We start from the raw sequence: 21,621 nt of genomic DNA, 5'->3' as shown, positions 1-21,621 counted from the left end.
TACTAGAACAAACTATACCCTATACTAATTAGTTAGAGAGGCTTCTTAGCTGGTTTCTTTATTGCACTATAATCATAACGATGCCTATAAAAAAAGAAATCTAAAGCCAATGATGATATTTAACGATTAAGATCTAAGTATCTAAGTTTTAATTATATAATCATATAAGTATCCTTTTTAAAATCAATATTTATGATTGTATATTCCATGGTTGATTAGATTCAAAAACATTTTGGTTTATTGTCTCTCTTATGGTTTCAATATTAAATTTCTTTCTGTCTTCAGGTAGTCTCAACACTCTAGGTAGGCGACTAATTCCTAATTCTCCATCTGCTAATGCATAATGCCTATAGCTTTTATTTATTACTTCATCACATTCGAATTCTACATATACCATACCTTGGCTTTTATTTTTAGCCAGATTGATAATTGACATGAAAATATCTTCTTGAAGTATTAGTTTTTCTTTAGTGATATCTTCTATGGTGTAATTAGGTCTTCTTCCTAACTTTATTTTTTCCCAAAAAGTTCCCTTTTCTTTAATTTGAGAGTAATCGTTAAGGTTATCTTTTAACTCTTTAAGCTCTTTTGTAGATATATCAATTTCGCTTACTCTTTCTTGGATTTTAAATAGCGGTTTACTCATCATTTTTGTACGCTCTTCCGTACTTTTTTCTTGGGAACAAAGTAGATTATGTGATTTTATTAGTAGTTTTCTTAGTGCAATCAGTTTAATTGACATTATTTCACTACTGGTAGAGTGGATTGCCAAAGGTTGTAATCTGAAATCTTGAAGATTATCTATCATTTGCTTAATTAATTGATCCAAATTATGGAACAAATAGTCTTGATCATTTATATTATGTAGTGTTGTTTGAATAATTCTGGGTAATTTCCCTAGTATAAGTACTGAGACTTGTTTCTCGTAAGTTATCATCCGCTCTTTTATAATGGCTTCTGTAGAACCGCCATCTTGTTCAAGCCGTTTTCTTAGTAAAGGCTTTAAATATATTTTATCGAGCTTTTGGATTTCATTAATAAACCTTGATAGAGTGTCGGGCACTCCACTATCAAGGGTATAGAACCTGCTCATAATATAGGAAGCATAAGCTAGATATTGTGAGTCATTCATATGATATTTTCTGATCACAGCGTGGGTCAGATAGATATGTTTTTTAGTATCAATTCCAGTATTATCTTCATGAAGAAACCGTCGAAATGAATAGGGATTCTTACCACGTTTATCTGCACTACCAATCAAGAACCAATATTCCAGCCCTTCTACTATCATAAAACTTCTTTTTCCCCCTTCATGTTTGATGAAACGGGGTAGGTATGTCAACTCTTGGAAGCTTATGTCTGATGAATCCCATTTTCGAAAATCCCTACCTTGGATTTTCTGCTTAATAAAAACTTCTTTTAAGTATGATTTTACCATGTGAGCGTCTAACCCGCGCAGTCCAGCATGGACATTGAGATTAACTTTATCTATCCACTGTGCTAAATCATATAAAAAAGCTACTCGTATTTTTTTACGATTTTTCTGTTCTTTTGGTAAGTTATGTAGATCCAAGTTGTCTAAATAACTAAATATAGCTTCAATTTCATCAGCGAGTTGTATAGCATCGTAGTATTCGATGCATGAATCAATAATTTTTAACATATCTGAGGCTATGGAGATTAAGTCTTTATTATTAGTTTGAATGTCTTTTATAGTTTTTTTTAGGGTAACGGGACGTTTGTATATCAAACCTTTGCCTTTATCAACATAGATACCTCGAGGCTCTAATATGTTTTTATGTATACTGTTTTGGCTTTCCTTATTTAGATCTGGAAGAATGAGACTAATAGTTTCTTGCCAGTCTGCGCTCAGGCTTGGGTCTATCGATTTAAGCTTATAAAGTTGATATTCAGAGATTTCAAGAATATCCATTATATTTAATCCTTTGGGCATTTTTACAGTATAAGAAAGTACGCTAATCAAACATTTATAGTGTACAGTTGTACTATCATAGAGGGTTTGTGTCTAATTTGTATAGGTTGTTTTGTTATTTTATATTCATTTCTACACATAAATAGTTTAATTGATATTAACAATTGATATAAGTTTCTTTTCTAATGCTAGTCCATCTGATATATATGTAATATAGGAGAACATTAAGTGACAACCTCAAAGGTAACCTACCAAGGTGACCTACGTACTACCGCCATTCACTTACAGTCTAGTAATGAAATCATCACTGATGCACCGACTGACAATCAAGGTAAAGGTGAGGCGTTTTCTCCTACTGATTTGTTAGCGACCAGCTTAGCCAGTTGCATGTTGACGATTATTGGTATTAAAGCGCGTGATATGGAGATTGATATCGCAGGTACTACGAGCGAGGTGACCAAAATAATGGCTGCTGATCCAAGACGCGTTAGTGAAGTGCATATTGCCATTACTTTTAATCAAGAGTTAGATGACAAGACGCAAAAGATATTCTATAACACTGCGCTTACTTGTCCGGTTGCTAAAAGTATCCATCCTGATATCATTCAAAGAGTGACTATTAATTCTAAGAGCTATTAATTCTAAGAGCTATTAATTCTAAAAGCTATTAATTCTAAAAGCTATTAATGCTAATAGCTATTGATTCTAAGAACTACTAATTTCAAAAACTAGTAACCTCTATAAGGGTGATTGATATGGCTAGCAAAACCTTACTTATCGTCGCACATGCGCCGTCGCCTAATACCAAAAAATTAGCACAAGCGGCTTACGATGGTGCCAATCATCCCGATATAGACATCAATGTCATACTCAAATCTCCCCAAGATACCCAGCCTGAAGATGTGCTGGCTGCGGATGCTTTGTTATTGGGGACGACTGAGAACTTGGCTTATATGGCAGGACTGACCAAAGATTTTTTTGATCGCTGTTATTATCCGGTGTTAGAGAAGAAGCAGGGCATGCCGTTTGCGTTATATATTCGCGCAGGTCATGACGGTACGGGCACTAAGCTTGCTATGAAAACGATTACGACCGGACTGCGTTGGGAATGGATTCAAGAAGCGCTGATTTTACAAGGTGATTGGCAAGAGGGATTTACTGAGCAAGTCGAAGAGCTGGCGATGACACTGGCAGCTGGGCTAGAAGCGGGTATTTATTAGTGCTTAATCTTTAATTTATTGATACTTGGTTGGTAATTTATATCCCGTTGCTATTTAGTTATTATCAAGATAAGAGGTTTTATGCTTAATCATAACTCAGATAATAAACAGTCTACTCTTACGGCTGGACTGCCATTCTCTCAAGCGTGTGAAAATAATAAGCAGCCGATTCTAGAAATCTTACAGCAAGAATTGCAAGACTTTACTCATGTCTTAGAAGTGGGTTCTGGAACCGGTCAGCATAGTGTCTATTTTGCACCAAGATTGACGCATGTAAACTGGCAGACCAGTGATGTGTTCGCGCATCATGCGACTATCAACGCTTGGCATGCTGCTTATCCTGCGCCTAATTTATATGCGCCGCTTATTTTTGATGTATCGTGTGATTCGGTGCCGATAAATAAGGCTGTTGCTGCGCCTTATGATGCAGTATTTACCGCCAATACTTTGCATATTATGTCGTGGTCTTTGGTTAGCAAGTTATTTGAATTGGTCGGCGATATGCTACCTTTAAATGGTAAGTTTATCATTTATGGACCCTTTAACGAAAATGGCCGTTATAGCAGTGAAAGTAATCGTCAGTTTGACCATAGCTTACGGCAACGCGATAGCAACAGTGGTATTCGTCATTTAGAAGACGTTATAGATTTGGCAAATTCACATCATCTAGTGCTATCTAATACCTATATGATGCCGGCTAATAACCAGATATTGGTCTTTCAAAAGAAATCTTAATGCATATATATTTTAGAAAACATGCTTTAACAATGCCAACTTACCCTTATTGATAACGTCCATTCTATTTATCCGCTAAAAAATTCAAAGTGGCGCTGTTAAGAGTGCCTAATTCCTCAGCATAAACGCCTATTAATATACCTTTGCCTGTAATCTCAGTAACAACCTCATTAACGCCTCGTTATAAAGGCATATCTTCACGCAGTGACAACGCGTTTCATGCTTAACCAAACATCAACACGCTTAACGATATATGTGACATACCTGCCGTAGTTTTTGAGTAATATAATTGATGAGCTTAAGTGTCTTAATATTTAAAAGCTTTTTCATCTTTTAAAATCAGCCGTGCAACACAGAAAATTAAACGACATATGAAGTCAAAACCATCTCTAAGGATATAAAACTGTGTTAGCGCTTATTAAATGGGCTATCTATCGCTCATTTTTACTCATTAGCTAGGATATTTTATGAATAATAATATTGATCATACCGACCCCGCTAAAGATATGAATACTGAACGCGGCAATGGCGGTGAAACGCATCAGCGTGCCGATGGCGATACTAAAGCGATGACAACCCAGCAAGGCGTGGTCATCTCTGACAATCAAAACTCCCTGAAGGCGGGCGCACGTGGTCCGACGCTATTAGAAGATTTTGTTTTACGCGAAAAGATTAATCACTTCGACCATGAGCGTATTCCAGAGCGTATCGTTCATGCGCGTGGTAGTGCTGCCCATGGTTATTTTGAGTTGACCGAATCGTTAGAAGAATTTACCACTGCTAAGATTTTGACTGAAACAGGTAAGCAAACGCCATTATTTACCCGTTTTTCTACGGTTGCTGGTAATAAAGGCTCAAAAGATACGCCGCGTGATGTGCGTGGTTTTGCGGTGAAAATTTATACTGAAGAGGGCAACTGGGACATCGTTGGTAACAATATGCCGATTTTCTTTATTCAAGATGCGATGAAATTTCCTGATTTGGTTCATGCCGTTAAGCCTGAGCCGGATCGTGGTTTCCCGCAAGCGGCCTCTGCCCATGATACCTTTTGGGATTTTGTCTCGCTTAGCCCTGAGACCATGCATAATGTCATTTGGCTGATGAGTGATCGCGCGCTGCCGCGTAGCTTGGGGATGATGGAAGGCTTTGGTATTCATAGCTATCGCTTTATTAATAAGGACGGCAAGAGCACCTTTGTACGTTTCCATTGGAAACCAGTACTTGGCGTGCAGTCGCTGATTTGGGATGAAGCGGTTAAAATCTCTGGCGCAGATCCCGATTATAATCGCCGTGATTTATTTGAATCGATTAATAATGGCGATTATCCAGAGTGGGAATTTGGCGTCCAGCTATTTACTGAAGAGGAAGCCAATGAGTTTCCGTTTGACCACTTAGATGCCACCAAGCTGATTCCAGAAGAAATGGTGCCAGTACGTATCGTAGGTAAAATGGTGTTAAATCGTTATCCGGATAATTTCTTTGCTGAAACGGAGCAAGTGGCGTTCTGTCCATCGCATCTGCCACCGGGCATCGACTTTAGTAATGACCCTTTATTACAAGGTCGCCTGTTTAGTTATTTAGATACGCAGCTGTCACGTTTGGGCTCGCCAAACTTTGCGCAAATTCCGATTAATGCGCCAAAATGTCCGTTTGCTAATAATCAGCAAGACGGTCATATGCAGATGCAAGTGCCAAAAACGCGCGTCCTTTATGAGCCACAAAGCCTTGACCCAACAAGACCGCGTGAAAGTATTAAAAAAGGTTTTGAGTCGTTCCATGAGCAGCTAGATGATGGCGTCAAAGGTCGCGTACGCGCTGAAAGCTTTGCTGATCATTATAGCCAGCCGCGTATGTTCTACCTTAGCCAAACGCCAACTGAGCAAGCGCATATTGCCTCAGCCTATGCCTTTGAGCTGGGTAAAGTAGATACCGCCCATGTTCGTACGCGTATGCTTGGCCATCTGCTGAATATTGATGAAGATTTGGCACAGCGTGTTGCAAAAGCGTTGGGCATGGAATTGCCAGAGGCGGCAGAGCCTGCTGCGCCGATACAAGATATGGCGACTTCTGAGAAATTACAAACGATTGGCTTGACGCCTAAAACCCTAAAAAGTCGCTTAATTGGCATTTTAGTTGCAGAAGGCTCAAAACACAGTGAAATTAAGAAGTTTGAAGAGGCGGCGAAAGCGGCGGGCGCTCGTGTGAAAATTGTCGCACCAAGTAAAGAGGTGGTTTTAGACGATGATACTCGCATACAAGCCGACGAGCGCGTAGCTGGTGGTCCGTCAGTGATGTTTGATGCGGTGGTCAGTATCATTATGCCCGAGCAAGCAAAGAAGCTGGCTAAAGACAGTGCCACGCTTGATTGGTTTAATGATGCCTATGCGCATTGTAAAGCCATTGCTTATTGCGGGGCGACCGATGAGTTTATCTTAAGTAAATTACCGATTGAAAAAGATGCGTTTGTCACGCCACTGGCTGAACTTGATAGCTTTATCGAAAATGCCAAATCGCGCTTGTGGGAACGGGAGCCAAAAGTGCGTGACTTGGCTTAATTGATGATTTAGCTTAATAGTTAGCTCTTTTAATAATAAAAAACTCAGCCGCTAGTCATAACTAGGTGCTGGGTTTTTTATTATCTCCGCGCTTTAAATGCCCAATAAAAGCCATATAAACTACTTATCTATAGTCACAAGCGTTCACTCAAAGTCATTTATTTTAAAGGGATGGGCGTTATACTAAAGGACGAATTTTCATTTTATTAGCAATAAAGTGAATAAAACATATCATTAATACGTCACTGGTTTGCTAGTGGAATGACAGGAAAGCGGTCAAGGAAGATAAATGAGTTTATGTCATATCGTACGCTTGGATGGGTATATTCAAAGTAGCTATCTCGCGGTTTATCCAGATAAATTGATGCTATTAGACGGCTGCTGTCGTCCTGATGTGGCGCTGGTGCTGGGTTATATTAAAAATACTCTTAAGCGCCCAATCAGCGATTTAAAAGTAGTGGTCGTCACCCATATGCATCCAGATCATGCGGGCGGCGCGCACAAACTGCGCACGGCAACTGGCTGCTTGATCGTCTCTGCTGCGAAAGAGAGCCAGTGGTATAGCGGTGTTGGCGGGCGAGTTATGCATCTGGTGGATATCGGTTTAGCGCATTATGTGGCCAAGCGGCAAGGGCGTGCTATTACAAGGCTTTGGTATAGCGCGCATCTGCAACCTGATTTGACGGTTGGCGATGGTGATACGATACCCCAGTTTGATGATTGGCAGGTACTTGAGACGCCAGGGCATACGGATCGTGATTTATCTTTGTTTCATCTGCCAAGCCGTCAGGTGTATACCGCTGATTTAATCATCAAGCTGCGCCATAAATTTGTCGCGCCATTTCCCATTTATGATCCTAAAGTTTATATTCAGTCGCTACAAAAGGTAAAAGATTTAAAACCGTCAAATGTCATGATGGCGCATGGTTGTGAGTTGGATATTGATGCCGCCACTTTTGACAAGCTGATTGCCCAAGCGCCTAAACATCGGCGGACCATTAAAGATACCATTAAGCATAAATTGCTTTGGCGACAAAATGACGGTTTTAGCCTTCGTAAACGTTAAAAGCTAAAACGTTTACGCTATAAACTACAGCTTTAATAAAACATTTAGCCAAAAAAAGCATAAAAAAAAGCCCAATCATTAAATGACTGGGCTTTTCTAAATATGGTGGGCCGACCGCGACTCGAACGCGGGACCAATTGATTAAAAGTCAACTGCTCTACCAACTGAGCTATCGGCCCTGAAGAGTATATAAAAAAAGCACTGCTTTTTTAACTCTGCAAGAGAATTTACATTTTCGTAAATTCTGTAAAGCATTCTAAAAGAAAGCTTCTTAAAACGTTTAAACTTATTACGCTACTACCGGATAGGGTAGCATACATGATAAGAGTAATACTAAAGATGGTGGGCCGACCGCGACTCGAACGCGGGACCAATTGATTAAAAGTCAACTGCTCTACCAACTGAGCTATCGGCCCTGAGAAGCGTTAAAAAATTGCATGACAATTTTAGCTTCGCAAGATAAATTTCCTTAAAGGGAAATTTATTAAAACCAGACATCAAAAACAATGTCCTAAAGCTTCATTTCTTTATCTATTCATGAATCAATATCAAAAGAGACAATAAGCTTGTTTACCCGTTTAGATTATTTGTATCTCTAAACGTGAGAGCACATTATATATATAATTATGACAATTACAACCCCGAATGCTAAAAAAAGTGCAAATCCGTGCAAATTAATCATATTTTTTTAAATTTAAGGATTAATTGGCTTTTAGAGACTTTAAAAACCTATTAATAGGGCGTTTTCAACTTTGTTTTTTGACGTTTACCTTTAGCGTTAGTCGTAAAATTATTCTAATCTCGAGAAAGTGCTTCTACTGGATCTAGTTTGGCAGCATTACGAGCAGGTAAGAAGCCGAATACAACTCCAATCAGCGTTGAGCACACAAAGGCGGCAATAATAGAGGTCGATGAGTAAATAACTTTAAAGCTATCACCGCCGACACGGTTAATCAGCTCACCGATGGCAAATGCCAGTCCAATACCCAATAAGCCCCCTAAGATACAGACCAAAACGGCTTCAATCAGAAACTGCTGCATGATATCGCTTTGACGGGCACCGACGGCCATACGTACGCCAATCTCATTGGTGCGCTCGGTCACTGATACCAGCATGATATTCATGACGCCAATCCCGCCAACAATTAACGAGATAATAGCGATAGAAGATATTAATAACGTCATAGCAGCTGTGGTAGATTCAATGGTTTGACGGATAGAGTCGGAGTTGCGTATGCGAAAATCATCGGTGCCATGACGGCTAGTCATTAGCTCAGCGATGGCAGACTCAGCGGCAGCAGAGGAGATATTATTGTCAATCAGCGCCACAAAGCTCTCAATATAGGCACTGCCTATCAGCCGCGACATCATGGTGGTATAGGGCATATATAACGTGGGCGAATCGACGCTGCGACGAAAGCCACCATCGTTTGGCTCTAAAACCCCAATCACACGCCCAGGGACGCTACCTATCAATAATACTTCGCCAATCGGATTGGCATTGTCAGGAAAAAAGGTTTTATTGGCATTATCATCGATAATGATATCTTGGGTACGGCGCAAGATGCTTTGCTCATCGAAGCCTTGACCTAGTGCCAGCTTTTCACCGCTGACATCAAGATAATCTTTACCGACGCCGCTGATACTGGCGGCTTCTTGGATATTACGATAGCGCACGTTCATATTGCTATTGAGCTGCGGGCTGACACTGACCACATAAGGCTGGTCAGCGACCGCTTGGGCGTCTTGTGGGGTTAGGTTGTCATCGTTGTACTGACGCCTAGGGTCACCGTAGGGATAGCCGTCGGTGACGGTAATGGTATTAGTACCTAAGGAGCTGATATTGGACAATATCTGCGCTTGAGAGCCTTTGCCAAGGCCGACTACTGATACCACTGAAGCAATACCAATGATAATCCCTAACATCGTCAATAACGTGCGCATTTTATGGGCGCGCATGGCAAGTAAGGACATTTTAAAGGCTTCAAATAAGCGGTCGATAAAGCTGCTAAAGGCACTTTTACGGTGCTTATCTATCATCGCCGCTGGCTGGGCTTCTGCTTGCTGATAGTCTTCGTTTTTATAGTCAGCGATGATATAACCGTCTTTGATTTCAATGACGCGTTCAGCTTGGGCGGCAAGGCTAGGGTCGTGGGTGACCATAATAATGGTATGACCTTGCGCGTTTAAATCTTTGAGGATTTGTACGACATCTTCACCGGATTTACTATCTAGCGCGCCTGTTGGCTCGTCGGCTAAGATGATATCACCGCCATTCATTAGCGCCCTTGCGATAGAGACACGCTGCTGCTGACCGCCTGATAATTGGCTTGGGCGATTATTGACCTTGTCCGCCAAGCCTAAATCTGACAATAGTTTTTCGGCACGCTCGCTGCGCGCTTGTCCATCCATCCCTGCGTAAACAGCCGGTACAGATACGTTGTCGCGGGCATTGATATCGCCTAATAGATGATAGCGCTGAAAAATAAAACCAAAGTGCTCACGGCGCAGTTTTGCCAGCTCATCTGCATCTAGGCGGCTGACCGATTGACCAAATATTTTATAATCGCCCGCAGTTGCTTGATCTAAGCAGCCCAAGATATTCATCAGGGTTGATTTGCCTGAGCCTGATTGCCCGATGATAGCGACCATCTCGCCTTGATTGATGGTCAAATTGATATCGTGCAAGACGCGAATGGTCTGCTCGCCAGCTTTAAACTCTCTAATCAGTCCTTTGACTTCCATCAACGGCGTATCAGTTACATTAGAAGTTAGGTCTTGGTTGCTCATTTGCTATCCTGCTTATCTCAAATCTCAAGTCATTATCAAAGCCAAAGCTGATGTTTTGCTAGCGACGATTTTATTTACAGCGGTTTTCTAGCACCTTTTAAATATTAAAACGGTCGACCGCCTCTGCCACCTTTACTGCCTTTACCACTATCCGGTCCTTCTTCGCTTAATATAACCTCATCGCCTTTATTAAGACCGCTTAAGATTTCAGCATTGACGCGGTTATTGATACCAACTTTGACGGTTTGCTCGACGACTTCGCCGTCGGCTTTAAGTACACGCACCATGGCCATGGTTGCAGCCGAGTCATCGTTAGCATTATAGTTGGCAGTATTATTAGCAGTGAGTGACTCTTTTTTAGCCTTGCTGGATTTTTTAGATTTACCGGCAGGTTGCAGGGCAGCAGAGGGGATAAGTAGCGCATCTTTTGCTTGATTAATAACGATATACACTTGCGCGGTCATATCGATGCGAAAGCGGCGCTCGGTATTGGGCACTTCGATATAGCCGACGTAATAGATGGCGGCATCGGTCGAGCTGGTATCGCTGATTTTCTCAGGAGCCGGTTCAATGGCTTTAAGGGTCGCATCATACTTTTGGTCGGGATTACCAATGATATTAAAATAGACGGGTAAGCCTGCTTTGACGTTAATGACGTCGGCTTCAGAGATTTGCGCATTGATACGCACGGTCGATAAATCGGCTAAGGTAACAATGGTCGGTGCAGTTTGGTTGGCGTTGACCGTCGTCCCTTGCTCAGTGGTCACCGATACCACCGTCCCTGACATTGGCGCGCGAATGGTGGTATAGCTTAAATCTTCCTGCGCGGTGCTGACGTTGGTTTGAGATTTACGTAATGCCGCCTGTTGGCTATTGATATTCGCCTCGGTGGTCGCTATTGCGGCTTTTGCTGTCTCGATAGCAGCGCGCGCATTAGCGACCGATGCCTGAGCGGTGGCAACCTTTGTTGCTTGCGTATCATAATCCTGCTGCGATATCGCATCGATAGCCAGTAAGCCTTGCAAGCGCGAGAAGTCTGCTTGTGCTTGTCTCAGCTCAGCTTGACGGCTGGCAAGATCCGCTTGCGCACTTTTTAGGCTTGCCTGACGGCTTAGCGACTCGGCACGGGCACTTTGTAATGCCGCTTCACTTTGCTCAAGGCTCGCTTGCTCATTGCTTAGATTGTTTTTTTGAGTAACCTGATCAATCTGCGCAATTAAATCGCCTTTTTGCACTTCATCACCGACTTCAACAAACAGCCGTGTCACTTCACCCGATACCTGTGCACCCACATCGACGGTATTTAACGCCTTAACTTTACCGGAGGCCATGACGTTATTTTCGATATCGCCAATCTCAGCGGTCGCTGTTAGATAGTTGGGTGTGGTTTCTTTTGGTTTAAAGGTTTTATAGGCCAAAGCCCCTAAAGCTATGATGACGAGGGCAATAATGCCCCATTTAATAGCAGACTTTTTGCTCATAATAGCAGACTTTTTGCTCATTTTGCGCATGACAACAATCCAATCACAGTTAAATCAAGTGTAGCTATAGTAGAGGCTTGCTGGACAAAAGGGAATGGCAATTAGTTTGCGAAACGTTAAGAGGAGAAATAGTGGTAGTAATAATTCGACAAATTACAGACAAAAAATAACCCTATAAAAAGGGCTAAATAAGAAAACGTGATGTTTTATCTTTAATAAGCTACGCCGTAGAGTTAATAATAAATAAAAGAAATACATTAGATTATGACGCGGGACAGGAATACGTTTTTTTTGCTTGCTGTGCCTACGCCGACAGAGGCTGCAAAAAACTCATTCCTATCCCGCTATCTGCTTTTTTATTGGAATCAGTATATGCTTGCTTGATAGTTTAATGTGCTTGCTTGATAGTTTAATGTGCTTGAAACAACCTTCGCCCTGATAGCTCAAGCGCTGCTTGCAGTAATAACTCCCAAGCTGGCTGACGAACGAGACCTTTGATGGCTTGGTCACAGCGATAAAGCAGAGCAGGCCAAGTCGCAGTTTGAGCTTTTGAGTGGCGGCGGCATGCTTGCTGGTATAAGCCTTGTTTGCTACGCCAAATGCCAAGCGCTTGCGGGTCTTGTCCGTCCATCAATTGCATAATCTGGCGCATGTCTTTACTAATCGCCCATAAAACCAAGGTGGTTGGCTCATCAGTCGCTTTCAGCTGAAATATAATTTTAGCAACTTGGGCGCTATTGCCAGCAAGCATCGCATCGGATAAATCAAATACACTGAACTGCGCATCGCTGACCAATGCCGCTTGTAAGTCATTAATATCTAATGCCACATTTGTCATAGACGCGTTAGAGGGTTTTGCAGTATTAGTATTATAGTTAGTGCTGCTATCAACCTCTGCCATCAATTGCGGCGCAAATAAATACGATAGCCGCCATAAGGTTTGATAAGCACTGAGCAAATGATGCTCGGTATGTGACATCAGTAGTTGCCAAGCTTCTTGCGACAGTGTTAAGCCAAACTGCTGGGCTTGTATCTGCAATAACTGCTGGCGTTGTTGCTCGTTATACAAATTGCAGTCGATAACGTGACCATATTGCGCAAATGGTGCAAACCATTTGCTGGTTTGGGCGCGTTTATCCTGCTTTGGCGTGAGCCATAACAAGCTATGACTATGTGCTCCTGTCTGTGCATCGACGGCAAAACGTTCTAGTTCGGCAATAACCGCTTTATCAGGTTTATGATTGCCCGTCACGATAAGCGCACTAGCATCATCGAATAAAGACTGACTGCCAAGCTCTGACAATACTTCCTGCCAGCTCTTTACTGACACCAGCTCGATACGTTTAATGGCGTAATTCTGCGCGCGCCAATGCGGACGCAGGGCATCGATAAGCAATTGACTGAGTAAGGGCTCATCACCGTGTGCCAGCCACAAGCCTGCTACTGCAACGGAGGGCTGTAGTAGTTTTGGATAAGCTTGTATAAAAGTATCTTGCATAGACGAAGAAGGACACAAGGTTATGAATAGGGGAGTAACGCTGCCATTGTTTTAAAAAGTACTTCAAATGAAAAAGCACTTTAAATAAAGGCAACGTTAGTAAGGTTATTTTTTAACAATGATATTGTTAAAACATGAACGTTTAAAAATGAAAAAACAGCAACCTTAAGATTGCGGTACGATAACAGCAGTAGATGCTGAACCTTTACCATTTTGCGTAGCTGGTTTGCCACTGTTAGGGGCAATCTTAGGCAGCGCAATCGCCACATATTGATCGGTAATTCGGCGCGCTAAGCTGTCGTAAAGCCAATCACGAATTTGATCGCCCTGCTGATCATCGGTACTCACCGATGCCTCATTATATTGATAGCTGCGCTCAACTTGGATAGGGTTGGTCAGTGTCACAGGTTTGCCATTCTCTACGCTTTGATAGCTGACATCAGCTGACATCACCAAGCGAATCTCTGTCAAGACACCAACCAGCTCATAACGCTTAAAACGGACATTATTAACTGTAATTGCTGCAATGGTTTCTGCGCCCACTTTTTGGTTATTGCTGGCCACATCAGCCAAGGTCATATTATCAATAACCTCAACACCCAATGATTGTAGACGCCGTGTTAGGGGACGTTTCAATGGAAATGAGGTACGATTGTCTTCGATAATTACCGCTGTCTTAGCAACATCAAATAGCATGGGTGCATCATAGCCGCGTAGCTGAAAACCGCAACCACTGAGACTGGCACCTGCACCCAATACCGCAAATATTGGCAAAGCTGTCAGTAGCGCTGTTAGCAGTTTTTGGGTACCTGATTTACGAATCATGCTGCTTTGTCCGTCTGATTTTGCTTGATGTGCCTGCAAAGCTCGGTGCTTATACGACATAATCGCTATCCTTATTTTGATAAGAAGACCTAAAACGCAATGTCTAAAAATGCTGGGTTTAAAAACACTAGGTTTAAAAACGCTGCATTCAAAAGCGCAACGTCTAAAAACCTAGTTTTTGAAAACATAACGTTGTAAAGGTCTAGCCTGCAACCACGATATTAACCAGTTTATTTGGTACGACGATTTCTTTTTTAATCTCGCCTGTAAGGAATTTTGCCACGCCTTCGAGCGCTTTTGCTTGCGCTTTCAGCTGCTCAGGATCGCTATTAGGCGCGACATCCATTTTACCGCGCATTTTACCGTTAACCTGCACCACCATCGTAATCATGTCTTGCACTAGAGCGCTTGCATCGACTTCTGGATAGTTTAGGGTAACGGTATCCATTCCTAATTGCTCAAGCAAATGCTCACCGATGTGCGGCGCGTATACCGATAGGATAATCAATAAATCAATCAGTGCTTCATGCTGGACTTGCAGGTCTTGCTCACTGTTTGCTTTAAAGTTACTTAACTCGTTAGCAAGCTCCATTAGGCTAGAAACTGGCGTATTGAGTGCTAGGCGTTTGCCCAAATCACTGTCAATCTTGCCAATCGTTTCATGGGTTTTACGGCGTAAGGCTTTCGCTTCTTTGCTTAAGTTATCCGTATTGAGTGCTTCATTATTTAGCGTATCAAGATTTAAATTTGCAGCAGTCAGTGCTTGCATATGCTCGGTCGCAATGCGCCAAACTTTTTTAACAAAGTTATAAGGACCTTTTAATGCATCGTCTGACCATTCTAGTGTTTGGTCAGCAGGTGCAGTAAATAAGGTATAAAGGCGCACGGTATCCGCGCCATATTTATCAATGGTAATTTGTGGATCGACACCGTTGTTTTTTGACTTCGACATTTTTTCGATTTTACCAATCGTCACTGGCTGACCGTCTGATTTTAAAATGGCTTTAATCGGCTGACCACGCTCGTTAAAGTCAATATCGATGTCTTCGGTGAAGTAATAAGTGGTACTGCCATCGCTATTCACGCGGTAGAACGTGCCGGCAAGTACCATACCTTGAGTCATCAAATTGGCGAATGGTTCATCGCCTGATACCAAGTTTTCATCGCGCATGAGCTTATGGAAGAAGCGCGCATAAAGCAGATGCATAACCGCGTGTTCTACGCCACCGATATATTGGTCGACAGGTAGCCATTTATTGGCGGCAGACTTATTGACCATATTGGTTGTATCGTGTGGGCTGGCAAAGCGCGCATAGTACCAGCTCGACTCTACAAAGGTATCAAAGGTATCGGTTTCACGCTCAGCAGGATTGCCACATTTAGGGCAAGTGGTATTGACAAATTCTGGGATATTTTTTAGTGGATTACCCCGACCGTCAGGGACGACGTCAGTTGGCAAGACCACTGGCAAATCTTGCTCTTCAACCGGCACCGTACCGCAATGCTCACAGTTGACCATTGGAATAGGGCAGCCCCAATAACGCTGGCGAGAGACACCCCAATCACGCAGACGGTATTGGATTTTTTTCTTTGCAAGAGATTGTGGCTCAAGCTTAGCAAGCATCGCTTCAAACGCTTGGTCGAAGTCCATGCCGTCAAATTCGCCTGAATTGACTAAGGTATTGCGCTCGGTATAAGCACGATTGCTCTCAGTATTATTCGCTTTGGCGTCTTCTTCTACTTGATCAAGAAAGCCTGTAGGAATGTCAATCACTTGCTTAATCGGCAAATTATATTTGGTCGCAAACTCATAATCACGCTCATCATGAGCAGGAACTGCCATCACCGCACCTGAGCCATAGCTCATCAGTACATAGTTGGCAACCCATACAGGCACTTCTTCGCCAGTAAGTGGATGAGTGACGGTAAGACCGGTATCCATACCGATTTTTTCGGCTTTAGCCAAATCAGCTTCAGCAACTGAACCTTTTTTACAAAGGGCACAGAATTGGGCAATCGCTTCATTATGCTCAGATGCGTATTGTGCCAACGGATGCTCGGCCGCGACTGCGACATAAGTCACACCCATCAAAGTATCAGGACGGGTCGTGAACACATCTAAGGTATTGGTTTCGCCAGCCAGCTCATAAGGGAAATGGACTTCCATACCGGCACTACGACCAATCCAGTTACGTTGCATGGTTAGCACTTCAGATGGCCAGTGACCTTCTAACTGGTCTAAATCATCAAGCAGCTCATCAGCATAATCGGTGATGTTAAAGTAATACATTGGGATATCGCGCTTTTCGACCGCCGCGCCACTACGCCAGCCTTTACCATCGATGACTTGCTCATTGGCTAATACGGTGTTGTCGACCGGATCCCAGTTAACAGTGGCAAGCTTTTTATAAACCAAGCCTTTTTTGTATAACTGCAAAAACAACCACTGTTCCCACTGATAATACTCAGGGCTACAAGTAGCAAATTCACGTGACCAATCAATAGACAAACCAAGCAATTTAAGCTGCGCGCGCATGCTGTCAATATTGGCAAACGTCCATTCGGCAGGCGGTGTTTGATTGGCAATCGCGGCGTTTTCTGCTGGCAGACCAAAACCATCCCAACCCATTGGCTGCATGACTTCATAGCCTTTTAGGCGATAATAACGGCTCAGTACATCAGAGATAGTATAGTTACGCACGTGACCCATATGCAGCTTACCGCTTGGATAAGGGAACATCGACAGCATATAGCGACTTGGTTTGTCGCTTGGCTCATTACTTACTTCAAAACGCTTGTCAGTTGCCCATTTGGCTTGTTGCGCCGCTTCAATAAGTTGCGGCTGATACTGGGCGTTATCGATAGAAGTATTATTGGTATGGGTAGTATTAGCAGTTTCTGCTGTCACGGCGTTGCTCATAGTTGGCTCGGAATAGGTTATTACAGATAAATTGGGTAAAATTTTACAATGCCATAGCATAGCGTAATTTGGCAAAAATTGCGACGATATGATGGGGTGTTTGCTCACCGTAAAGGCGATAAATCTGTAAAGTGAATACGCTTAGGGATGTTTTGCCCTCATAAAGAAAATGCCGATACGCTCAGATATAGCTGTCTACTTAGATATAATAGTGCGCGTTAGGTATAATAATTTGCTTAAGTGTAATTAATAAAATAATGATAATTGATTTGGAGTTTTTATGAGCATCACTATTTACGGTATCAAATCTTGTAGCACCATGAAAAAAGCTTTTACTAAACTTGATGAGCTCGGCGTCAGCTATGATTTTCATGATTATAAAAAGCAAGGTATCGATAAAGAGAGCGTTCAACGTTGGATAGATGAGCTAGGTATTGATAAAGTGCTAAATAAACGCGGCACCACATGGCGCAAGCTCACCGATGAGCAGAAACAAGCCGCTGATGCTAATGTAAATAGCGCCATTGATTTGCTTGTAGAAAATACCAGTATGATTAAACGTCCGATAGTTGAAGGTCAGCTGGCAGATAAAAATAATGGTCAGCCGATACTATTATGTGGTTTTGATGAAGCTGAGTTTGAGGCGGCTTTTTTATAAATAAGTGCTCATAAAAACGCTATCAGTTTGGCAAATTATAAATTATTATTAAGTTTGCTGGCTCATCATATTCACGGACGAGGATAAGATTATGAGAAAATTAATATTGATAGCAGCGTTTGCGTTAGCGCCTTTATTAACTGTCACCGCGCAAGCTGCTGATACGTCAACCAAAATTACCTTTGCTAAAGACAGTTATTGCGGTAATTTTAGTGGCAATCTCAAAAACGGCAAAGTATTTCGTTTATGGTTGCTGCCTGATCAAAAATTAGTGATTCGTAACGTCGGTGACGACCAAATTAGTGTCGCTTATGTCTCAGGGTCAGATGGGCGTTTGAGCGGCGATCGCTATGAAAATGAAAACTCTTATATCACCCAGCGCAAAGGCAATCACCACATGAAAGTGTATGGCAATAGTAGCCATAGTAACGTAGAGTTTTGCGCTTATTAGAAAATTCCAAATTAAGCAGTTTTGATAAATAAAAATCCCAAGCTTGTAAACCAAGCTCGGGATTTTTTCATAAATTATTGCAGCTATTCGTTAAGTAAGTCTAAATCACGACTGATAAGTGTACCAACCCCTTTATTGGTAAAAATCTCCAACAGCGTCGCATGCGGCACACGACCATCGACGATAACGGCACTTTTTACGCCCCTACGTACCGCATCAAGCGCACATTGAATCTTAGGAATCATACCGCCTGAAATCGTACCATCTTCAATAAGGCTATCGACTGTCTTTGGCGTTAATCCAGTGACGACTTCACCGTCGCGTCCCAATACCCCTTTAATATTGGTTAGGAGCATGAGCTTTTCTGCCTGCAAAAACTCTGCAACTTTACCCGCGACCAAATCGGCATTGATATTATAAGTATTGCCTTCTTCATCGACGCCAAGAGGGGCGATAACAGGGATAAAATCAGAGGCAATCAGCATATTAATCACGTCTTTATTGACACTGACCACATCACCGACAAAGCCCAAATCGACGGGCACGGCAATACCATCTGCACCTATTTTTTCCATCATTAACTTTTTAGCTAGGATTAAATTGGCGTCTTTACCCGTCAGACCAATCGCGCGTCCACCGTGCTTATTGATTAAGCTAACGATAGATTTATTGACGCTACCGCCGAGTACCATCTCGACGATATCCATCGTGCTTTTATCAGTCACGCGCATGCCGTCTATACGATCAGATTGACGACCAAGCTCTTTTAACAGATTATCCACTTGTGGACCACCGCCATGTACGACCACAGGATGCATGCCAACGGTTTTTAATAAGACGATATCACGGGCAAAGGAGCTTTCAAGCGCAGGGTCGGTCATGGCATTGCCGCCGTATTTAACTACAATGAGCTTATCAACAAAGCGTTGAATATAAGGCAGCGCCGTGGTTAATACTTCTGCGGTAATTTTGGCTTCATCCAAATTAAGCGTCATGACAAGCTCCTAAAAGACAGGGTTAAGCGGTGGATTAATTGAGGGTTTCTGTTTCTGTGTGGCGTTCTCTAATAAGACGTTCTCTAATAAAATAAACGGTATAAAATCAGTTAAATAATACCTATTCAGCAACAATAGCCAAAATTTGCGTGGCTAAATGCTCGTTAAATGGGCGGCATAAAGCGGCGAATCTCGTTTGAATATCGGTAAGATCGGCGATGCTATCACCAGCGAAGCGCACGGTCAGATTTTGACTGGTATTTGATTGACGTAATACGCCAAACCCGCGTGCGAAATCCAAACGTACCCCATCGATACAGCTGAGCTTGGTGCCCACTGGTAATAATTTTTGCGCCTGCTCTAAAGTCATATATTGGCTTTTAGCTGAACAAGTACAAATTGATGGCGCACAGCTAATGATTGCTTGTGGGTCAGGTTGGGTAATAAAAGCAGTTGATGTCGCATGAACCAATTGCTGTAAATACTGACAGAATCTTGCCAGTTGCTGCACGATGGAACAGTCGGTAAGAGCGGTTTCTGGTAGCGGTAAATAATGGTCAGCTGTACTGACGATAACGGGTAAAGCATCAATAATATCGGCTAAGTTTCTCGCACAATTCGGCTTAGTAGACTGTGGTTTAGCTAACCAATGGAGCAGTCTTAATGCAGCATACATGGCATCATCATAAAGAATAAAGTAGCTATCATTAAAAATAAAATGCCCAGATAATTCACCGGCAAAGATAATTTGACCGCCAGAATTCTGTATTTGTTGCCGCATCAGGCTGCTACCTGTTTTACTAATCACAGCCGTTGCGCCAAGTTCAGTAATGAGCTTTGGTAAATGATGACAGCATTTAATATCAAAGAGCACTTGAGCGTTTGATAATGACTCATTTAAAGGCTGAGGGCGCTGATTGACAGCTACCGTTGCCAACAGATAAAGCAGATGGTCAGGTGTGACGACCTTGCCCCGATTATCAACCACCATTAATCGATCGCCATCACCATCAAAGGCGATACCTATATCTGCTTGATGCAAAAGCACGCTTTGCTGCAACTGCTTAAGACGCTGCGGCTCAGTAGGATCCGGATTGCCGGCGGGAAAGTCACCGTCTGGCGTATCATTAAGCATGATGACACTTTGGCAAAAATGCGTAAATAAAGGCTTAGCAATATTGCTGGTGGCGCCATGCATACAATCAATCACCACCATCAAATCAAGTTTGGAGGAGGGTAGTTGGCTATCTTCTGCAGTTTGGTTAAGAAGCTGATTATTATGTTGATAAATTTGCTTAAAGACTTGCGTAATGGCGTCGCTATAAGCGCTTGCGACTTGATTAACAGGCAAATGCTGTTGTTTATGATAAATGGGCTTAGCAATGCTGCTTAAAGACGGGTTTTGCGCATTATCAATACCCAGTTGATGATATAGCGCTTGAATGTCTGCACTGCTAGGCGAGATATGATTGACGAGCCATTTCACCCCTAAAATATCTTTAGCAGAGTGGCTGGCAGTGACAATAATGCCATGTCCCTGATATTGCTCCGCCCAAAAAATCATCATGGGCGTGGTCACTAAGCCAAGTTGAATGACTTGTATACCTTGCTGAGACAAAATATGAGCAAGTGCCTGCGCAATGGTATCGCTATCACGGCGCACATCATAACCAATCACGACAATGGTTTTTTCATTAGTGCTTTGGCAATTGTTTCCACTGTTTCTTTCGCTATTTTTTGCGCTATGTTTTTTACTATCAGTATTTTGCTGAAGTTGATAAAGATGAGCAAAAGCGTGCCCCAATGCTTGAATAAAGTCATTGGTAAACTGCTGGCGCGAACCACGAATATCATAAGCACGAAATAAGGATTGCTGCGCAGCAAAAGACGGCATCGCTTACTCTCCTTATTGTCGTGATTGTTAAGTTATCATGATTGTTAAATTAGTATGATTTTTAGATTGTCGTCATGATCAACAATTAAAATGGTAAATCAGTACGGACTACTGACGACCAGAGTGGCCAAAACCACCCGCACCGCGTGCGCTGGTATCACTAAATTCTGCCACCACTTCAAACTCAGGACGAGCAACCGGTACAACCACATATTGCGCCATACGCTCGGCAGGATTTAGCACAAAATCTTCATTGCTGCGATTCCAAATACTGACCATCAGCTCACCTTGATAATCGGCATCAATCAAGCCGACCAAATTACCCAAGACGATACCATGCTTATGACCGAGACCAGAGCGCGGTAAAATCATACCCGCAAAATTAGGGTCTTGAATATAAACCGCAAGTCCGGTACCAATCAAATGCGTGGCACCGGCTTTAATCGTCAATGGCTCGTCAATGCAAGCACGCAAGTCGATACCTGCGCTGCCATCGGTGGCACGTGTCGGTAGCGAGAACGCTTTATCTTCAGTAATTTTAGGGTTTAATACTTTAACTTGTACAGCTTGCATAACGCACTCACTTAACGATGTAATGGT

16 protein-coding genes and 2 tRNA genes are annotated in these 21,621 nt (G+C 42.5%); 7 read left to right on the top strand and 11 right to left on the bottom strand.

Going from position 1 to position 21,621, the window contains the following annotated elements:
• Positions 1 to 190: 190 nt before the first annotated feature.
• Positions 191 to 1,933 carry a hypothetical protein gene (locus JMX94_RS01360; RefSeq protein ID WP_201562572.1) on the bottom strand — a complete coding sequence of 581 codons (1,743 nt, stop codon included), beginning with the start codon at positions 1,931 to 1,933 and terminating at the stop codon, positions 191 to 193.
• Positions 1,934 to 2,161: 228 nt separating this feature from the next.
• Between JMX94_RS01360 and JMX94_RS01355 the strand changes: the two genes are divergently transcribed.
• The 5 genes from JMX94_RS01355 (at position 2,162) to JMX94_RS01335 (ending at position 7,509) form a co-directional block, all read left to right on the top strand.
• Entirely contained in the window at positions 2,162 to 2,572 is a 411-nt protein-coding gene (locus JMX94_RS01355) for an OsmC family protein (protein ID WP_201562570.1), read from the top strand.
• A gap of 116 nt (positions 2,573 to 2,688) precedes the next feature.
• Complete coding sequence (locus JMX94_RS01350) at positions 2,689 to 3,153, top strand: flavodoxin family protein (protein ID WP_201562567.1); 465 nt, start codon at positions 2,689 to 2,691, stop codon at positions 3,151 to 3,153.
• 81 nt (positions 3,154 to 3,234) lie between these two features.
• Positions 3,235 to 3,888, top strand: a complete 654-nt coding sequence (locus JMX94_RS01345) for a DUF938 domain-containing protein (protein WP_201562566.1) — start codon at positions 3,235 to 3,237, stop codon at positions 3,886 to 3,888.
• A 467-nt stretch (positions 3,889 to 4,355) separates the two neighbouring features.
• Positions 4,356 to 6,443, top strand: a complete 2,088-nt coding sequence (locus JMX94_RS01340; protein ID WP_201562564.1) for a catalase — start codon at positions 4,356 to 4,358, stop codon at positions 6,441 to 6,443.
• A gap of 289 nt (positions 6,444 to 6,732) precedes the next feature.
• Positions 6,733 to 7,509, top strand: coding sequence for an MBL fold metallo-hydrolase (locus JMX94_RS01335; RefSeq protein ID WP_201562562.1), 777 nt, complete (start codon positions 6,733 to 6,735; stop codon positions 7,507 to 7,509).
• Between the two features lie 103 nt (positions 7,510 to 7,612).
• Here the strand turns inward: JMX94_RS01335 and JMX94_RS01330 are convergent.
• The 7 genes from JMX94_RS01330 to leuS form a co-directional block, all read right to left on the bottom strand.
• A tRNA-Lys gene (locus JMX94_RS01330) sits at positions 7,613 to 7,688 on the bottom strand.
• A gap of 161 nt (positions 7,689 to 7,849) precedes the next feature.
• Positions 7,850 to 7,925 (bottom strand) — tRNA-Lys (locus tag JMX94_RS01325).
• 379 nt (positions 7,926 to 8,304) lie between these two features.
• Positions 8,305 to 10,299: a MacB family efflux pump subunit gene (locus JMX94_RS01320; RefSeq protein WP_201562560.1), complete on the bottom strand. Its 1,995-nt coding sequence runs from the start codon at positions 10,297 to 10,299 to the stop codon at positions 8,305 to 8,307.
• Between the two features lie 104 nt (positions 10,300 to 10,403).
• Positions 10,404 to 11,780, bottom strand: a complete 1,377-nt coding sequence (locus JMX94_RS01315; RefSeq protein ID WP_227673461.1) for an efflux RND transporter periplasmic adaptor subunit — start codon at positions 11,778 to 11,780, stop codon at positions 10,404 to 10,406.
• A gap of 409 nt (positions 11,781 to 12,189) precedes the next feature.
• Positions 12,190 to 13,278 (bottom strand): DNA polymerase III subunit delta, encoded by a 1,089-nt coding sequence (holA, locus tag JMX94_RS01310; protein WP_201562558.1) that lies wholly within the window; start codon positions 13,276 to 13,278, stop codon positions 12,190 to 12,192.
• Positions 13,279 to 13,443: 165 nt separating this feature from the next.
• Positions 13,444 to 14,163, bottom strand: coding sequence for an LPS assembly lipoprotein LptE (lptE, locus tag JMX94_RS01305; RefSeq protein ID WP_227673460.1), 720 nt, complete (start codon positions 14,161 to 14,163; stop codon positions 13,444 to 13,446).
• 142 nt (positions 14,164 to 14,305) lie between these two features.
• Positions 14,306 to 17,023 (bottom strand): leucine--tRNA ligase, encoded by a 2,718-nt coding sequence (leuS, locus tag JMX94_RS01300; protein WP_374220387.1) that lies wholly within the window; start codon positions 17,021 to 17,023, stop codon positions 14,306 to 14,308.
• A gap of 280 nt (positions 17,024 to 17,303) precedes the next feature.
• Between leuS and JMX94_RS01295 the strand changes: the two genes are divergently transcribed.
• Both JMX94_RS01295 and JMX94_RS01290 read left to right on the top strand, forming a co-directional pair.
• Entirely contained in the window at positions 17,304 to 17,681 is a 378-nt protein-coding gene (locus tag JMX94_RS01295) for an arsenate reductase (protein WP_201562556.1), read from the top strand.
• Positions 17,682 to 17,772: 91 nt separating this feature from the next.
• Positions 17,773 to 18,132: a hypothetical protein gene (locus tag JMX94_RS01290; protein ID WP_201562554.1), complete on the top strand. Its 360-nt coding sequence runs from the start codon at positions 17,773 to 17,775 to the stop codon at positions 18,130 to 18,132.
• 83 nt (positions 18,133 to 18,215) lie between these two features.
• Here JMX94_RS01290 and argB read toward each other — a convergent pair whose 3' ends face one another.
• The 3 genes from argB to dut form a co-directional block, all read right to left on the bottom strand.
• A complete protein-coding gene (gene argB, locus JMX94_RS01285) occupies positions 18,216 to 19,127 on the bottom strand; it encodes an acetylglutamate kinase (protein ID WP_201562552.1) in 912 nt (303 codons plus the stop codon).
• A 121-nt stretch (positions 19,128 to 19,248) separates the two neighbouring features.
• The gene (locus JMX94_RS01280) at positions 19,249 to 21,021 is read right to left on the bottom strand and encodes a phosphomannomutase (RefSeq protein WP_201562550.1); all 1,773 of its coding nucleotides are present in this window, start codon (positions 21,019 to 21,021) and stop codon (positions 19,249 to 19,251) included.
• A gap of 108 nt (positions 21,022 to 21,129) precedes the next feature.
• Positions 21,130 to 21,594 (bottom strand): dUTP diphosphatase, encoded by a 465-nt coding sequence (gene dut / locus JMX94_RS01275; protein ID WP_149489623.1) that lies wholly within the window; start codon positions 21,592 to 21,594, stop codon positions 21,130 to 21,132.
• Positions 21,595 to 21,621 lie beyond the last annotated feature (27 nt).

The sequence above is a fragment of the Psychrobacter sp. CMS30 genome, assembly GCF_904846565.1.
GTDB lineage: Bacteria > Pseudomonadota > Gammaproteobacteria > Pseudomonadales > Moraxellaceae > Psychrobacter > Psychrobacter maritimus.
This window is presented reverse-complemented; position numbering and strand designations above follow the sequence as displayed.

Coding starts and splice junctions, on each gene's coding strand:
- JMX94_RS01360 (WP_201562572.1), bottom strand. CDS start 1,933: ATGGATATTCTTGAAATCTCTGAATATCAACTTTATAAGCTTAAATCG.
- JMX94_RS01350 (WP_201562567.1), top strand. CDS start 2,689: ATGGCTAGCAAAACCTTACTTATCGTCGCACATGCGCCGTCGCCTAAT.
- JMX94_RS01345 (WP_201562566.1), top strand. CDS start 3,235: ATGCTTAATCATAACTCAGATAATAAACAGTCTACTCTTACGGCTGGA.
- JMX94_RS01340 (WP_201562564.1), top strand. CDS start 4,356: ATGAATAATAATATTGATCATACCGACCCCGCTAAAGATATGAATACT.
- JMX94_RS01335 (WP_201562562.1), top strand. CDS start 6,733: ATGAGTTTATGTCATATCGTACGCTTGGATGGGTATATTCAAAGTAGC.
- JMX94_RS01320 (WP_201562560.1), bottom strand. CDS start 10,299: ATGAGCAACCAAGACCTAACTTCTAATGTAACTGATACGCCGTTGATG.
- JMX94_RS01315 (WP_227673461.1), bottom strand. CDS start 11,780: ATGAGCAAAAAGTCTGCTATTAAATGGGGCATTATTGCCCTCGTCATC.
- holA (WP_201562558.1), bottom strand. CDS start 13,278: ATGCAAGATACTTTTATACAAGCTTATCCAAAACTACTACAGCCCTCC.
- lptE (WP_227673460.1), bottom strand. CDS start 14,163: ATGTCGTATAAGCACCGAGCTTTGCAGGCACATCAAGCAAAATCAGAC.
- leuS (WP_374220387.1), bottom strand. CDS start 17,023: ATGAGCAACGCCGTGACAGCAGAAACTGCTAATACTACCCATACCAAT.
- JMX94_RS01295 (WP_201562556.1), top strand. CDS start 17,304: ATGAGCATCACTATTTACGGTATCAAATCTTGTAGCACCATGAAAAAA.
- JMX94_RS01290 (WP_201562554.1), top strand. CDS start 17,773: ATGAGAAAATTAATATTGATAGCAGCGTTTGCGTTAGCGCCTTTATTA.
- argB (WP_201562552.1), bottom strand. CDS start 19,127: ATGACGCTTAATTTGGATGAAGCCAAAATTACCGCAGAAGTATTAACC.
- JMX94_RS01280 (WP_201562550.1), bottom strand. CDS start 21,021: ATGCCGTCTTTTGCTGCGCAGCAATCCTTATTTCGTGCTTATGATATT.
- dut (WP_149489623.1), bottom strand. CDS start 21,594: ATGCAAGCTGTACAAGTTAAAGTATTAAACCCTAAAATTACTGAAGAT.